The sequence below is a fragment of the Treponema denticola genome (assembly GCF_024181645.1).
GTDB lineage: Bacteria > Spirochaetota > Spirochaetia > Treponematales > Treponemataceae > Treponema_B > Treponema_B denticola_A.
This window is the reverse complement of sequence record NZ_CP058624.1, coordinates 1,528,126-1,543,232: the sequence shown is the minus strand read 5'-3', so window position 1 is coordinate 1,543,232 and position 15,107 is coordinate 1,528,126. Positions and strand designations below refer to the sequence as shown.

The following is a 15,107-nucleotide window of genomic DNA, read 5'->3' as shown; positions in this document are numbered from 1 at the left end:
ATTAATAGGAGATTTTTACGCCTATGTTAAAGTAATGATTAAACTCTTTTCCTCTGGCTGCTTCTCTCCAAGCTTTTAATTGTTTATCAGCTGCTTCCAATACTTGCTGTGGACTTGAGCCATCATGGATTGATGGATCCTTTTCGTAAATATTTTTATTAACTCCCGGATTTATATTTGTTTCAAAGGTATAGCCAAATTTAAACTGCATTAAACCTCCGGATTTTAAGATTGGGAGATTAACAACTCCCTCTAATCCAAGCTGATTGACATATTGAATTGTCTGCTGAGTTAAGAATGGGGTGGAGTAAAGGAAAGAGTGTGTTCTTTCTGAATTTTTATCTACTACAGCTGAATGATTGAAAACCGAGCCGTCAGTCGAATAATTTCCTTCTTTAAGATACTCTTTTAGTATTACAGGATCATATACACTTTCCGTAACGTTAGCATGGCGGATAAAGGCATTTGATACATTTATTGCAAGACCTTCTAAAGGCCTAAATTGAGCTTTAACTTTTATTCGGTCGGAGTTTGGAGGCAGGTTGCTGCCTAAAGGTTCTCCATTATGTGTATAATTTTCATAGTTAGGCTTTTTTCTATCGTTATTGTGAATGCTGGTATAGCAGTAGGGTGTTACCAGAGTATAGTTTATATCTGCAAAGCTGAACCAATGATCTTTAGGCATTGCATAAGAAACTTCGAATTGACCTGCCATCCTCCATTTTGCATCTTTTTTGAATTTTACTATCTCATTAAAGCCTATGTCATCAGCCAAGAGTACGGCATCGATTTTTAAGCCTTTGATAGGTTTGACTGTTAATGTTAAGCCCAACATACTGGCATCAGCAAAGTTGTATATGCTCTGACCTACAAAAAATACTGAAAGCGGAAGAAGATAAATAGGGTCGAATCTGCCTCCGTATGTAATTATATCAACGAGTCCAATAGATATCCATGGAAGGGGCCTGTATGTTATGGAGTGTGATGCCGTAAATTTCTTAGGAAAATAAGATTCTCCTCGGTCATTTGATGCGGATATAGCCAGTAAAGCCTGATTATATGTAAACTTTTCTTTATTGACAACAAATATAAACTGTCCCGAATGGAAAGCTTGTTCTCCTATCAGAATATTATTTTCATCAAAAGGGCCGAAGGATGTTCTTGCCATTCCTGCCGTAAAATAGTATTCCGGCGTACCTACCGCAACTCCTGAATTAAACATAGGTAATAAAGAAAAAGAACCGATAGAAGTGCTGTCTTTCATAATATCTCTTTTAGAAAATTGAAATGCAGGCAGTCCTTCTTGTTTGGGTAATTTATTTAATAAACTAAAATTGGCATGAGCCGAAGCCGTAAGTAATCTATGTATGGAAATATTCATGTCTAGTAATGGAGCAAGTAATATATCCCTTTGTTTTTTAGGAACCTTGATTCCTAATTCAGCCATTCCTCCATAATGAAATACACTTCCAAATAAACGTTTTTTATATTCTTGAGCTTTTTTTATTTGTTTTTCGGTTCCTTTTTCAATGACAATGTTTAAAATTCTTTCTATTTCTTGTAAGGGGTAAGGCCGTAGTGAGGACAAGTCATTAAGTAAACCTCTCTTTTCCCATATTCTTATATCCTCATACAAGGGATCAAAGATGTCCACTGCAGCTTGAGAAAAAACACAAAGTCCCATAATGATAAAAATAGCGATAAAAATTTTATTTTTCATAATTTATTTCCTTAATTGCTAAAATAGATAGTCTACTCAGCGGATAGAATATATTATAGCACATAAAAAGTCAACCGAATGACCATTGATTTTTCCATGTGCTATGGTCCATGATAGCCCTCCATTAATATGAAGATTTTGTAAAACACTGTACTCGCCCATCAATTGTAAGGTGTGAAAATATGTAGGATCCCCTGATGGAGTTTTATATTTAGCAGGGCTTGGATTGTCTTTAGAAGGATAGTATTCTTTTTCCGCTGCAAAAAACTTTTTTTCATTTTCGCCCTTAGATACAAATCGATATGTAATATCAGCCTTATATTTATGCGGAAAAATTAAAGAGGTTTTTAAAAATGCCGTAATACTGTCAGGGCCATAAGGGTTTGCAAGCCAATATTCTATCAATGATTTATCAAAATTCTCGGCCGCATGAACATTTTCTTTTCGGTAGCTGTAAAAACTTATACCTTTTGACATACCTATATATAGCCATGGGTCGGCATACATAAATTCTCCCGTAAGTACAAGATAACCTATAGGCAGGGAAAAAGCGTATTCTGCTCCGGCTATACCTCCCATGCTGTTAGGAATATAATTGTATCCGCTCTTTAATTCCGATGGAGTCTGGAATTGATTCATACCGAATTGTCCATAAAGCCTTAAACCTTTAATTGGTACGATGTTAATATCAAACCCGAATTGACAGCCAATGGATTTTTCATCATTATGGTTTACGTAAGGTTCTTTCCATGCCGCGTAATTATGAAAAATCATCATAGGGTTTAAAAACTTAGGATCAAAAACCGAATCAAGAAGTATTCCCTCATGTAAGGTAATTGAAAATTGCTTTACAGGTTTAAAACTTAGAGCATGTGTTATAAAAAAACTCGTAGGTTTTAATTCTGCAATGGTAGTATCCATCTTTATATACTTCGAAAAAAGAGAGGCTGTTATATAGTCATGTCTGTCAGGTATGTCAGAAATAAGCATGCTTCCGCTTAAGGTTTTTCCTACATTCAGCCGGCCTCTGCCTATGTGCACATTAAAAAAACTATTTCCTACGGCTAGACCTGCTTTTTTGGGGAAATGATAGTCTAAAGCATTCTGGCTTAACGGCAGGTTGGTATAGGGATAAGAGAGGCGGAATCCGCTAAAATTCTTTCCAATTATTAAGTCTATGTAAGAATAAACGTATTTAGAAAATCCAAATTCTATAGGAATGGTAATAGGGGCAGGCATTCGGTTGTACTTTATAAATTTGTCTACCTCCGGTGCTTTATCAGGATTATAAAAGTATTGCCCCTGCAGAGCTAAGATTAGGTTTGCGTTAAATCTAAAATTGTCATGGGAAAAAAGCATATTATCTTTTAAAAAGAGGGTGTTAAGGTTCCCGTATAATATTTCTCCGTTTGTAGATAAATGTGCCGGATCTATTTCTTTATGGAATATTGAAATTTCTGCAAGCGACAGGGGCTTTTTATAAGAAAGCAGTACTGATCCGTTTTCAAGTGACATAAGATATAAATCATCATAATAAGGAGAATCATGATCGTAAACTATTTTAGAATATGAAGTTATTTCCTGTGCTTGAAGATTAAAAAAATTCAAACATATTAAAAAGTAAAAAAGAGACCTAAAGCGTATCATTGTTCCAGTATATATTTTAAGCCTCTTTTTTTCAAGAGATGCCAAAATTGTATATAAAGCTTGCTATATCTTTTAGACCGTTTTTTATATTCATATGTTTTATTCGGCTTTGTATTTCTTCAAAATTTTTATCATCGGAAAGTATTTCTGACACTTTTTGAACAACATCGTCAGGTTTAGGAATGTACCATCCAAGCTTATTTTGTGTAATATACAGCATATTTCCAAGTTCTTGACCTCTTATATATGTAGAAATGATAACCGGTTTTCCTATGGAAAGAGCTTCCATGAGTGTTGCCGGTCCTCCCTTTGTGATGATACAGTCTGCTATATTCATGAGGTCAGGCATAAATGAAACAAAGCCGAATATTTTAATATTTTTAAAATTTGAAAATTGAATCAAATATTCAAGGCTGTGCTTAAGAGGCCGATTTTTTCCACATACTACAATTAAAAATGCATCTGTAGATTTTTTCATGAAAGAAAACACGATAGGAGTTGCCTGCTTTAAACCTTCTCCGCCTCCTGCAATAAGTACAATTTTTTTGTTTTGAGGAATCCCAAGCCGTTTTTTTACTGCAATTATTTGTTCTTGGGAATAAGGTTGATCAAACTGCTCTGACAGCATCAAAGGAAATTGATGGATTCTTTTAGGATCCAGACCGTATTTTTCTGTTGCTTCTTTTCGTACTTTTTGCGAAAAAACGACAAGTTCCGTATTTTTTTCAAAAAACCATAAGGGATGAACCGTGAAAGGATCCATGACAATACTTATCAGAGGAATATCTTTATTAATTCTGTTTATTGCATCACGGCAAAGGGTTATAAGGATTTGATGTACGCATACAACCTTTGTTATTTTATTTGACCTTAAAAATTCTACTAATTTTCCAACAGTATATGGGGCTACAATTTTTTTAGCTCCTCTCATAACGGATTCCGAACCGGTAAATTGATAAAAAGCAACATATCCCGATTCAAAATAATTTGTAGTGCCAAGATAGCCCTTTTCAAAAAAGAGCTTAAAAACAGGAACCCCCTTATCAAAGCCGTCTTTTAGGCTGCATTCGACTTCATCAGGATATAAATCCATTAGTTTAGTCGATAAAGCTTTTGCACCGGCTAGGTGTCCGGCTCCTGTTTTTAAATATACAAATCCAATTCTCTGTTTCATAACTCTATTATAGGCGAAAATCAATAAAAATGCACTACTCCTGCCATACTAAGCGGAAGCCTCTGATAGGATCGGCTCCGCTGGAACCTTTCCATTTCCGCTTACCGGTCATGCAATCGTACACGGCTTGTTCGGTATTTTCAGACCAGTTGCCGCCGCGTACCACCCGTTTTGTTTCGTAGTCAGGGAAAGGACCGGTAGGATAGGCATTCGTACTTGCATTTACGGTTGCAGTATATAAGTCCCAGCACCACTCTGCAACATTACCGCTCATGTCGCAGAGCCCAAGTTTGTTTGCAGGTTTGCTTCCGACATTTTCTCTACCGATTACGGGCGGAGTTTGTGTTGCAAATGCCGTGCCGTTCCACCATTTATTGAAAACTGCAACTCGTGCCGTCTCTGCGCGTAAATCGTCAAAGTTCGGCGAGCCAGTCATGCCTTCAAAACCGATGGGTTTTGTTGCACCGCTTGCTGAATTCAAATTGGTTAAATAGACGCTGCCGTACTGTTCTGCATTGGTAGCATTATCTTGATATCGGGCGGCAAACTCCCATTCGGCTTCGGTCGGTAAACGGTAGCCTTTTTTTGAAAAGTCGCAATACGCTTTATCACCGTGGAAAGCATGTTTTATGACAGCCCCCGATGGCGATCCGTCGCGGTATACGCAGTGTTCCGTGTTTCCGAATGTCATCTCGGTATATGCATTACACCACGCTATGCAGTCAGTCCAGCTTATATTTGCCATCGGTTGATTGGGTTGGGTGGGAGTATCGTCACTTTTAGGGTCAAATTCAAACAAATAACCGTTCCTTTGAGCCCATTCGCACACTTCATTCCATAGTTTTACGGTAACTTCGTATTTACCTATAGTGTAATCAGTTAAATTAACCGTACGCCCGTTGATAAATACACCTTTCCATGAAGCGTCGGCAGTTGGCAAGGTATACGAAACGGCATGTCCGGTAATACCGCCTGTAGGAGGCGTTACCTTTACGCCGTCGGGAACGGGAACTTGTTGTGTTATCGCATAGACTTCGGTGTCTTCTTCAAAATCATCAATATCAAACAACTCTTTTCCGGTTGTGCCGCCTTTTTTCCATGCGGCAAACACATAGCCTGGGTTACAGGTTATCTTAGTTTTCGCCTCGTCTTTTATTTCTCTCCATTTTACGCCATACGGTTTTGTAATGATGGGAGACGCACCAACTTGAACATGAGAGTCGCCTTTTATCGTGATGGTAACATTTATAGGTCTTGTTTCGACATATATCTTCGTTTTGCCTCTAAATGGAAAGTCATCATAAAATTCGATACCGGTTTTACGGTCTTTTTTCCATGCAGTTATAACAAAATTCGGTTTAGGACTAACCTTATTCATAACTTCGGTTTTTATTTCGCTCCATTTTGTTCCTCTGGCTACATACATTTCGGCAGGAGAAGTTATATCGACATGGTCCCCTACAATAGAAAGCTTTATATCTACCGGTTTTGTTTCAATAAAAACGGTTGCATTAGCATTAAACACTGTGATATAGCTGTCATCTAAGACTGCACCCGAAGCGTTGTTAAGGCGCCAGTTTTTAAGCTTATAATGGGGCTTATAGTTTTGTATTTTCTTCTTTGCAAGCGCTTCGATTTGGTCCCAGTGTTTACCCGGATCCATTTCAAATGAAGAAGCCTCTTTTAATACAACCCCTGTGTCTCCCGCAACCGTTATCGTAATCTTTGCCGGAGGAGAAACTACCGTTGTCTTTGTTACAATAAAGACCGTTGCATTTGTATTAAAAGTATAATCATCGGTTAACTCCTGACCGGCGGCATCGGTAAGCGTCCATTTGTCGACTCCGTGTCCGGCCTCGTAGTGGTCGATTCTATCTTCCGCTACGGCTTTCAATTGATGCCAGGTTTTTCCCTTGTTCTCCGTAAACGTTTTTTCCGCTTTAAGCGTGACATGTTCATCCCCTGCAACCGTTATCGTTATTTGTGCGGGTGTTGAGCCGCCGCTTCCCCCGCCTTGCTGTGGTGAAGAAGGCACGGAGCTATTTCCTACAGGATTTTTGCAGCTTGCAACTAACAACACTGCCAACAATATTAGTTTAGTTATATGCTTCATTTTTTTATTATCTCCACAATTTTAAGGTTAATTCACACAGATTAGTTACAATGAATATAGTGAATTTTTTCTAAAATGTCAAGCAAAAGAAAAGCAGCCTTCTTGACAACTCCGACATAAAAGGATAATCTGTTTAATATGAATGAGGCCTTTTGGCCTAAATTCTATCCATAAGAAAGGAGGAAAAGTGAAAAAGTTTTACATTGCAGCAAATTGGAAGATGAATATGAATAGGGCTGAGGCCAAGCACCTTGCAGAAGAAATGAAGGCCGGCTTAAAAGACGGCAAGAACAAGTACATGATAGCGCCTTCATTTACTCTTTTGCAGGATGTTGCGGCCGTCCTTAAGGGCTCCAATATTTTGCTTGGTGCTCAAAATATGGGATTGGAAGAAAAGGGTGCTCATACGGGGGAGGTTTCCGTTCTTCAGCTTTTGGATGCAGGTGTTCAAACCGTTATCTTAGGACATTCCGAAAGACGCCACATATATAAAGAAACCGATGATTTTATCAATAAAAAGGTAAAACTTGCCTTAAAACACGGCCTTGAGGTCATCCTATGTGTAGGGGAGCTTCTCGAAGAACGTGAAGCCGGACATGCCGAAGCCGTATGCGAAAGGCAGATTAAAAAAGGACTTGCAGAGGTTTCTGCACAAGATTTGCATAAGGTAACGATTGCTTATGAGCCTGTTTGGGCAATAGGAACGGGAAAAAATGCAAGCCCGGAAGATGCTGATGCTATTCACTCTTCAATAAGAAAGACCTTAGCTGCTCTTTACGGTGAAAAGGCTGCTAAAGAGATGATAATCCAGTACGGCGGTTCTATGAAGCCTGACAATGCCGCGGGGCTTTTAAAAAAGCCCAATATTGACGGGGGCTTAATAGGCGGAGCCGGTCTTAAAACGGAAACATTTTTGCCCATAGCCTTGTTTTCAGAGTAAAATAGGCAAAACTGAAAATGATTGATTAACATGTTGGTTCTCTACTTGAAAAAATGAGAATAAAATGCTAGTATCTTAAGAGCTGTGATAGTTGTTTAGCTTTACAGTATAATAAAATAACTTAGAGTTGGAGGGTTATTAACATGAAAAAGAAATTTTTTGCAATTAGTATTATGGCTTTATTGGCTTTGGCTATTTTTGCCGAAAATGCGGCAAATGTAACGACCAAAACACAGAAAATTGAGGTTAAAGACAGGCCGTCTGCCGTAATGTATTGGACAAAGATGGATGTTCCCGGATTGGAAAATCAGGTTGAGTTTTACCTTACATATGAAGAAAATAACGATACCTATGATGAAGCTGTCTGCGAAAAAATTATTATGGAATTTATCGCCGAGTATAAAAGAACTAACGTTTTTTCAAAATTTGAAGTTGAAGATTTAAAAGCCGCTTCAATAGGAAAAACAAAGACAACCGTAGTAAAACGCGTTATTTTTAGAAAAGTCCGCTAAAAATTTAATAAGAGCTATTGAAACTTTTCCGTTTTTAGTGTACTCTGTAGGGTATATTTTTATAATTGGAGTTAGATTATGGGTGGTTTAGGTATTGCTTTGTTAGTACTTTTTGTCATAATTTGTGCGATTATTATCTTTTTGGTTTTATTACAAAACGAAGAAGGCGATAGTTTGGGCGGCCTTTTTTCGGGCGGAAGCAACTCAGCCTTCGGCTCAAAATCGAGCAATGTATTAACAAGGGCTACTTATGTTGTTGTTGCCCTGTTTTTTGTAACGACCTTTTTATTGGCCCTTATTACAAAAAGCCCATCGGATTCAGGTTTATCCGAAGAGGCAATGAAAAAACAGACCGAAACATCAACCGAATGGTGGAAAAACGACGGCAGTACGGATGATGCCGGCGGCGAAACCCAAAAAGACGGTGAGTAGTTTAAAAGAGATACCGATAAATCCGGTATCTCTTTTTTTTGCGTGAATTTATGTATTTTATACCTAATATTGAAAGAAATAAGGTCTAAAGGTCTTGACGGAACTGCTTTTTTCCATTTACAATAGACTACTAGAGGTTTATATTTGGAAGACGCATATACAATAGTGTTAAAAGATGAACAAGTGCTTTCCGCTTTTTGCGGTGCCAATGACAGAAATTTGGATTTTCTTGAACAATATCTTGGAGTTCCTGTCGTGTGCCGAGGTAATGAGGTAAGTGTTTTAAATGCCGATGATGAGGTTTGCAAGAAATTTCAACATGTGGTTGATAAGGCTGTAAATTCATCGGAAATCAAGTCCGAAAATTCATCGGAATATATCGAATCTCTGATTTCTACCATAAATGTTTCCGATAAGCAGGACCTTTCCTCAGGCTGTATCCATATTCCGAGAGGAATGCGTTCCGTATACCCTAAAAATCCTCATCAGCTCGAATTCATCAGTTCTATCCGTAATAACGATATAAGCTTCGGCCTTGGAGCTGCCGGTACGGGAAAAACATATCTGGCTGTTGCCTGTGCCCTTCAAATGCTTATGTCGCGTCAAATGCGTAAAATTGTTTTTACAAGACCTGTTGTAGAGGCCGGCGAGAGTTTGGGCTTTTTACCGGGAGACCTTGTTCAAAAAATTACGCCCTACTTGAGACCTCTTTATGATTCTATAGAGCTCTTAATGCCTTTTGAGCTTATACGTCAAATGGAGGAGTCCAATATGGTTGAGGTGGCTCCTTTGGCTTATATGAGGGGCAGAACCCTGCATAATGCCGTTGTAATTTTAGACGAAGCTCAAAATACTACCAAAGAGCAAATGAAGATGTTTTTAACGAGAATGGGTGAGGGTTCCAAGCTCATTATAACAGGCGACCCTTCACAATCCGATATTTCATCGTCAAAAAATTCCGGTCTGGTGCATGCTGCAAATCTTTTATCGAAAATTCGAGGGATCGGTATCGTTCGGTTTTCTCCGGAAGATGTTGTACGTCATTCCCTTGTTCAAAAAATAATTAAAGCCTATGATAAAGAATAAAAAAGACAGTAAATTTAAAGAAAAAATGTCTTCTCTTGGTCTGATACTTAAAAGAAATAAGGCCTTTGTGATTGCGGTTGCTGCCAGCTTTTTGGTTTTGGCTGCAATGATTTTTTTTAATGCTTATGAAAATTCGGGCCTTTCAAACTTGACAATTTCGGATTTTGAGGTCGGAATGGTTGCCGATAGAGATATAATCTCAAACCGAAGTATTGAAGCTGTTGATGAAAAAGCAACAGAAATAAGAAAACTTGCCGCTAAACATTCAGTTAAAGCTGTTTTTTATAAAGATAACTCGGTTTCTGAGCAAATGATAAGAGAATATTCTGAATTTGCCGGTTATGTAATCGGGCTAAAAGATACATCAAAGAGTTTTACAGCTTTTAAATTTATGTTTATGGAAAAATATCCCGTTCTTATTTCGGAATATGTTTTGGAGCGTATATATAAATCTAAGAATTTTGATGAAGTCAGCTCTCTTGCATTGACTGTGCTAAAACAACTTTTTGATATGGGTATTGTCGAGCTTCCTCTTACAGGTATTGAAGATTTAAATGATACAGAGATAAGTTTGGGCATAAATGTAAATCAAAAACTGTCTTATACAAATGTATTTTTGGCTGATATTGTTTTACCGGAGCGGCTTCAGGAGCAAGTTAAAACTTTTCTTTTCGATGTTAAGCAAGCCGGTTTTGAAATAGATGTGTTTAACATTATACAGCCCTTTGCCCAGCCTAATATTTTGTTTGATACGGAAGAAACAGAAAAAAGAGTAGATGAAGCCTTAAAAAAGGTTGTTCCGGTAAAAATAAATATAGAAAAAAATCAAAAGATTATAAGACGTGGTTTTATAATATCTGAAGATGCCTATACACGCCTTAAAGTTTATGCATCTGACGGCATACATATAGATTTTAGCCGGATTGCAGCTGCCTTAGTTTTTTTAAGTTTATCTCTTATAACAAGTCTTTTTTTGTTTTCTAAAAAAATTATCGGGGAAAGTTTGGATTTTAAATTCAATTTACTTATTTTAATCTCTTTTGATTTGATCTATATTTTAATTCTTTTCCTTTCAAGGCTTTCGATATTTGCATATCCCCTTGATATTGTTCCCATATTGCCTGTTACCTTTTTGACTATGCTGATTGCGGCTTTAATTTCAAGAAAAATTTCGGTATTTGCCGTTTTTGTTTTTTCTCTTGCTGTTTTCGGTGCAACCGGTTTTAAAATTCAGCCTGCTCTGTTTGCTATCCTTTCAGGTCTTGCCGGAGCCGGTATGGTAAATATTAAGGGCCGAAGGATGGATCTGATTAAAACTTCTTTAGGTTTAATCTTGGTGCAGCCGGTAATTTTACTCTGTATGTTTGCTATTTTTCCGGACTCTGCAAGCGATAAATCGGTGCTTTTATTGAGCACTGCAGGGAGCGGTTTTATAAGCGGTATTTTGGTTTTAGGCTTTTTGCCTATTTTAGAAACCTTGATGAATGTTCCTACAAGTTTTAGACTGATGGAACTGTCCGACCTTAATTCGCCAATTATGAAAAAAATGCTTATAAGTGTTGCGGGAACTTATAACCACTCGATGATGGTCGCCTCCTTGGCTGAAAGTGCCTGCCGTGAAATAGGAGCAAATTCGATTTTAGCCCGTGTAGGAGCTTATTATCACGATATAGGAAAGATGGAGCAGGGCGAATACTTTGTAGAAAATCAGACAAATTATAATAAGCATATGGATATAAATCCCCGCCTTTCGGCTACGGTAATAAGAAGTCATGTAAAAATAGGTATTGAAAAAGCAAAGCAATTACGGCTTCCACAGCCCGTTATAGATATAATCTCCGAGCATCACGGAAACAGCTGTATATCCTATTTTTATGCAAAGGCGAAGGAACTTGATCCCAATGTAGATATCGAAGATTTTTGTTATCCCGGAATACCTCCGCGCTCAAAGGAGTCGGCTGTTGTCATGCTGGCCGATATAGTTGAGGCTGCATGCCGTACCTTGGAAAAACCCTCGGTTCCACGTTTGGAAAAATTTATAGATGAGCTTGTTTCCGGAAAGATAAAATCAGGTCAGCTTGATAATTCTGAATTGACTTTCCGAGAAGTCAGAATAATCAAGGCAGCCTTTGTAAAAATTTTAGCAGGTTACTATCATTCCAGAATAGAATATCCGAATCAAAAGAATGTTGATGATGATGAGGGGACAAAGCCCCAGAAGGAAAATAATAATGTCTAATTCGATTAGTGTATCATTTAATGATGAACCTCCGGGGTCTATAGACCCTGTAAGAGTTGAAAATTTTATATCTGAAGTTCTAAACGATCTAAACTTGAAAAATTGGGATATTTCTTTGTTGTTTTGTGATGATGCTTTTATTCAAAACCTTAACAAACAATATAGGGATATTGATTCGCCGACAGATGTGCTTTCCTTTGAGCAGGGGGACGAATATTTTGACGATGCCGGTGAAACAAGGTTTATGGCCGGAGACATAGTTATAAGCCTTGACAGTCTCCGTTTTAATGCCGAAGAATTTAATGTAGACATAAATGAAGAGTTAAAAAGACTGATTGTGCATGGTATTTTGCATTTGAACGGAATGGATCATTCGGATAATTCTCCGGAACAAGAAATGCTTAAATTTCAAGAAGAATTACTTGTGCAATATAAAAATATGGAAATTTATCGGGTATAGTTATGGGTATAATAGACTTATTTAAAAAGAAGGGTAATGTAAACAATATTCTAAAAGAAGGATTAAACGACGAAAAAAGGGATATGATACGCGGTGTTGTCGACTTATCCGATACGGCGGTAAAAGAGGTTATGATTCCGCGTATTGATGTTGATTTTTTAGCCCTTGATACGCCTAGCGATGAAATTTTAGACAGAATATCGGAAAGCGGTCACTCCCGTTTTCCCGTATATGATGAGTCAATCGATAATGTTATAGGTATTCTTTATGTTAAGGATATTATTAAACTTTTAACAAAAAATCAAAAAATTGAGCTTGATAAGATAGTACGCCGAGCCTTTTTTGTTCCTGAATCAAAAAGAATTGACGCTCTTTTAGCCGAATTTAAAAGACGCCATATTCATATTGCCGTTGCTGTTGATGAATACGGCGGTGTTTCAGGCATCGTATGTATGGAAGACATCATAGAAGAGATTGTAGGCGATATACAGGATGAATTTGACAATGAGGGTGAGGATATTACCGAAATAGCCCCGGGGGTTTGGCTTTGCGATGCCCGTGTCGATTTGGACGACCTCGCCGAAACCATTAAAAGCGATGCCTTACCTGTAGACGAGTTTGAAACATTGGGAGGTTTTGTGTTCGATCTTTTCGGAAAAATACCTGCCAAATATGAAAAAACAGCTTGGAATGATTTTGACTTTATTGTTCAAGATATGGACGGCCACAAGGTTAAGACCGTTAAAATTGTTCACAACAAGAATTCTATGCAAAATTAAGGAGGGGAATGTATGAAAAAGCTTTTTTTCGGATTTATATTTATTGCTTTATTGTCGGCCTATTTATTCTGCAACCCTGCAGATTTGTATCAAAAGGGTGCAGAATATCAGGCTAATGAAGATTGGTACGGAGCTATTGAAATGTACCAATCAGCCTTAAAGGAAAACCCCTCCTATAATTTGGTATATCAGGGATTAGCCGAATGTTTTTATGCCCTCGACGAATATGACCAAGCCTTATCCTTTGTAGAGTCAGCCCGAAAATATAAAAAAGATGATCCCGATTTACAAAACCTCCACGGCTTTATTTTGGTAGGTCTTGGAAAGATAGATGCGGCTAAGACCCTTTTTAATGGGGTCTTAAAAAAATATCCCAACAATCCCGAAGCCCGTTTCGGCTTGGCAGAAATAGAGGTTTCCCAAGGCAAGCTCTATCTTGCTTCCGAGATGTATAAGCAAAACCTTCAGCGTCAAGGCGAAAACAGAAAGGCTCTTCTTTCTTTAGCCCTCGTAAGTTATGAGGCCGGAAATGTTAAGCAGGCCGAAGATTACATAAACCGAGCCTTAAAATACCATGGCGATAATCCTCAGGTTCATTATTTTGCAGCCTATTTACATTCCCTTGACGGAAAACTTGAAGAGGCCGAAGGACGTATTTATTCGGCTCTTAAATTAAAAGAAGATTATGATGAGGCTTATGCCCTGCTTGCTTCCGTCTTATATGCTCAAAAGCGTTACGAAGAAGTTATAAAGATTTCCGATATGAGGATTTCAAAAAAAAGAGACAGGGCTGATGCATGGTACTTAAAAACTTTGAGTTTAAGGCGGCTTGCACGATACGGTGAGGCCATAAACGCCGCTAAGGTGGGGCTTTCCTTGGATGCCGACGATGAAATAATGCGCTGTCTTTTAGAAGAGCTTGCAATAGAAAATTTGAATTTTGAAGATTCTTTCCGTATGGAGCTTTCAAAATACCACGCAGAAAAAGCTCTCGGATTTTTCCGCCGAAATATGACTGAGCAAGCCCTCTATGAGTACAGGCGGACCTTGAAGATATATCCTTATGATGTTGAAAGCAGGGAAGCCTATGCCGGTATTTTGCTCCGTCTCGGTTATCCCGAAAGATATTTGGAACAAATGCTCTTTATTCAGTCCATAGTAAAGAGCAATACAAAGGTAAATGATGCAGTTGAAGCTTACGAAAAACATCTTTTAAGTTCCATTCAATCAAAGTGGCGTATAGATCCCCTTTATTTGGATAAGGCACACATATCCATAGGTTTATTTTATGCTATGGAAAGCTCAAATGTTTTACATCCTGAAGCCGAGCGTATAACTCAAATTCTTACCTCGGATATTTTTTCTTATAATCCCAGAATCAAAATAACTTCTTATTCGGATAAGCCTGTAACTTACAGGGAGGCTTCAAAAAAATCGCGTACGGCAAATGAGGACTATTTCGGCATTATAAGGCTTAAAGAGAACAGAAGGGATATTCAAATAATATTGGAGCTTTATGTTTCGCGTACCGGTTCTCCCGCAAAAACATTTACCGTTTACCGTTCAGGCAATGACCGTTTTTCAAACGGCATAAGGCGGCTTTCTTCAATGCTCAATGAGGCAATGCCCATCGTAGGCAAGCTCATAAACCGCTATCAAAATGAAGCCGTTATCGACATAGGAAAACATGATTCGGATTTTAAGGATTTAAAAATTGCCGTTATACGCAAGGACCGCTTGGTTATCGAAAAAGAAGGCCTTGGCATGGTCTTTGACCCATCCGATCTTTTAGGTTATTTTGAGCCTTCAAAGTCGGAGGAAAATTTATCCGAAGGAATTTTAAAGAGAAACGGTTACTATGATAGAATGAATGCAGGTGATTCGGTCATCCTTGTTAGCGAAAACGCAAAAGAAAAAGCTGCGGAAGATTATACGAATTCCTATCAAAAAAATTCTTTATTGCTTTTACTTCTTAGGAGAATTCGCTAGCGAAAATTCGCCGGCG

At 38.0% G+C, this 15,107-nt stretch carries 12 protein-coding genes; 8 read left to right on the top strand and 4 right to left on the bottom strand.

Annotated features, from left to right (window positions below):
- Position 1: 1 nt before the first annotated feature.
- From HO345_RS07280 to HO345_RS07265, 4 genes are read right to left on the bottom strand one after another with little or no spacing between them, the layout of a single operon-like run.
- Positions 2 to 1,720 (bottom strand): hypothetical protein, encoded by a 1,719-nt coding sequence (locus HO345_RS07280; RefSeq protein ID WP_010696802.1) that lies wholly within the window; start codon positions 1,718 to 1,720, stop codon positions 2 to 4.
- A 36-nt stretch (positions 1,721 to 1,756) separates the two neighbouring features.
- Positions 1,757 to 3,412: a hypothetical protein gene (locus tag HO345_RS07275; protein ID WP_253682271.1), complete on the bottom strand. Its 1,656-nt coding sequence runs from the start codon at positions 3,410 to 3,412 to the stop codon at positions 1,757 to 1,759.
- Positions 3,399 to 4,541, bottom strand: coding sequence for a glycosyltransferase (locus tag HO345_RS07270; RefSeq protein WP_253682270.1), 1,143 nt, complete (start codon positions 4,539 to 4,541; stop codon positions 3,399 to 3,401). Before HO345_RS07270 ends, HO345_RS07275 begins: the two co-directional genes overlap by 14 nt.
- Positions 4,542 to 4,575: 34 nt before the next feature.
- Positions 4,576 to 6,654 (bottom strand): formylglycine-generating enzyme family protein, encoded by a 2,079-nt coding sequence (locus HO345_RS07265; protein ID WP_253682269.1) that lies wholly within the window; start codon positions 6,652 to 6,654, stop codon positions 4,576 to 4,578.
- A gap of 187 nt (positions 6,655 to 6,841) precedes the next feature.
- On the opposite strand from HO345_RS07265, the gene tpiA reads away from it, so the two are divergent.
- The 8 genes from tpiA (at position 6,842) to HO345_RS07225 (ending at position 15,091) form a co-directional block, all read left to right on the top strand.
- Positions 6,842 to 7,594, top strand: coding sequence for a triose-phosphate isomerase (tpiA, locus tag HO345_RS07260; RefSeq protein ID WP_253682268.1), 753 nt, complete (start codon positions 6,842 to 6,844; stop codon positions 7,592 to 7,594).
- Between the two features lie 143 nt (positions 7,595 to 7,737).
- Positions 7,738 to 8,106, top strand: a complete 369-nt coding sequence (locus tag HO345_RS07255) for a hypothetical protein (RefSeq protein WP_253682267.1) — start codon at positions 7,738 to 7,740, stop codon at positions 8,104 to 8,106.
- Between the two features lie 78 nt (positions 8,107 to 8,184).
- The gene (gene secG / locus HO345_RS07250; RefSeq protein WP_010696812.1) at positions 8,185 to 8,538 is read left to right on the top strand and encodes a preprotein translocase subunit SecG; all 354 of its coding nucleotides are present in this window, start codon (positions 8,185 to 8,187) and stop codon (positions 8,536 to 8,538) included.
- 144 nt (positions 8,539 to 8,682) lie between these two features.
- Entirely contained in the window at positions 8,683 to 9,624 is a 942-nt protein-coding gene (locus HO345_RS07245; protein WP_253682266.1) for a PhoH family protein, read from the top strand.
- On the top strand, positions 9,611 to 11,863 hold the full coding sequence (locus HO345_RS07240; RefSeq protein ID WP_253682265.1) for an HD family phosphohydrolase: 2,253 nt from the start codon (positions 9,611 to 9,613) through the stop codon (positions 11,861 to 11,863). Before HO345_RS07245 ends, HO345_RS07240 begins: the two co-directional genes overlap by 14 nt.
- Positions 11,856 to 12,323 carry an rRNA maturation RNase YbeY gene (gene ybeY, locus HO345_RS07235; protein WP_253682264.1) on the top strand — a complete coding sequence of 156 codons (468 nt, stop codon included), beginning with the start codon at positions 11,856 to 11,858 and terminating at the stop codon, positions 12,321 to 12,323. The genes HO345_RS07240 and ybeY overlap by 8 nt, the downstream gene beginning before the upstream one ends.
- A 2-nt stretch (positions 12,324 to 12,325) precedes the next feature.
- The gene (locus HO345_RS07230; RefSeq protein ID WP_253682263.1) at positions 12,326 to 13,102 is read left to right on the top strand and encodes a hemolysin family protein; all 777 of its coding nucleotides are present in this window, start codon (positions 12,326 to 12,328) and stop codon (positions 13,100 to 13,102) included.
- Positions 13,103 to 13,114: 12 nt separating this feature from the next.
- Positions 13,115 to 15,091, top strand: a complete 1,977-nt coding sequence (locus HO345_RS07225) for a tetratricopeptide repeat protein (protein ID WP_253682262.1) — start codon at positions 13,115 to 13,117, stop codon at positions 15,089 to 15,091.
- Positions 15,092 to 15,107 lie beyond the last annotated feature (16 nt).

Bases quoted from the DNA above. Each gene is read 5' to 3' on its own strand.
- HO345_RS07255 (WP_253682267.1), top strand. From the start codon at position 7,738: ATGAAAAAGAAATTTTTTGCAATTAGTATTATGGCTTTATTGGCTTTG.
- HO345_RS07240 (WP_253682265.1), top strand. From the start codon at position 9,611: ATGATAAAGAATAAAAAAGACAGTAAATTTAAAGAAAAAATGTCTTCT.
- HO345_RS07230 (WP_253682263.1), top strand. From the start codon at position 12,326: ATGGGTATAATAGACTTATTTAAAAAGAAGGGTAATGTAAACAATATT.
- HO345_RS07280 (WP_010696802.1), bottom strand. From the start codon at position 1,720: ATGAAAAATAAAATTTTTATCGCTATTTTTATCATTATGGGACTTTGT.
- HO345_RS07270 (WP_253682270.1), bottom strand. From the start codon at position 4,541: ATGAAACAGAGAATTGGATTTGTATATTTAAAAACAGGAGCCGGACAC.
- ybeY (WP_253682264.1), top strand. From the start codon at position 11,856: ATGTCTAATTCGATTAGTGTATCATTTAATGATGAACCTCCGGGGTCT.
- secG (WP_010696812.1), top strand. From the start codon at position 8,185: ATGGGTGGTTTAGGTATTGCTTTGTTAGTACTTTTTGTCATAATTTGT.
- HO345_RS07225 (WP_253682262.1), top strand. From the start codon at position 13,115: ATGAAAAAGCTTTTTTTCGGATTTATATTTATTGCTTTATTGTCGGCC.
- HO345_RS07265 (WP_253682269.1), bottom strand. From the start codon at position 6,654: ATGAAGCATATAACTAAACTAATATTGTTGGCAGTGTTGTTAGTTGCA.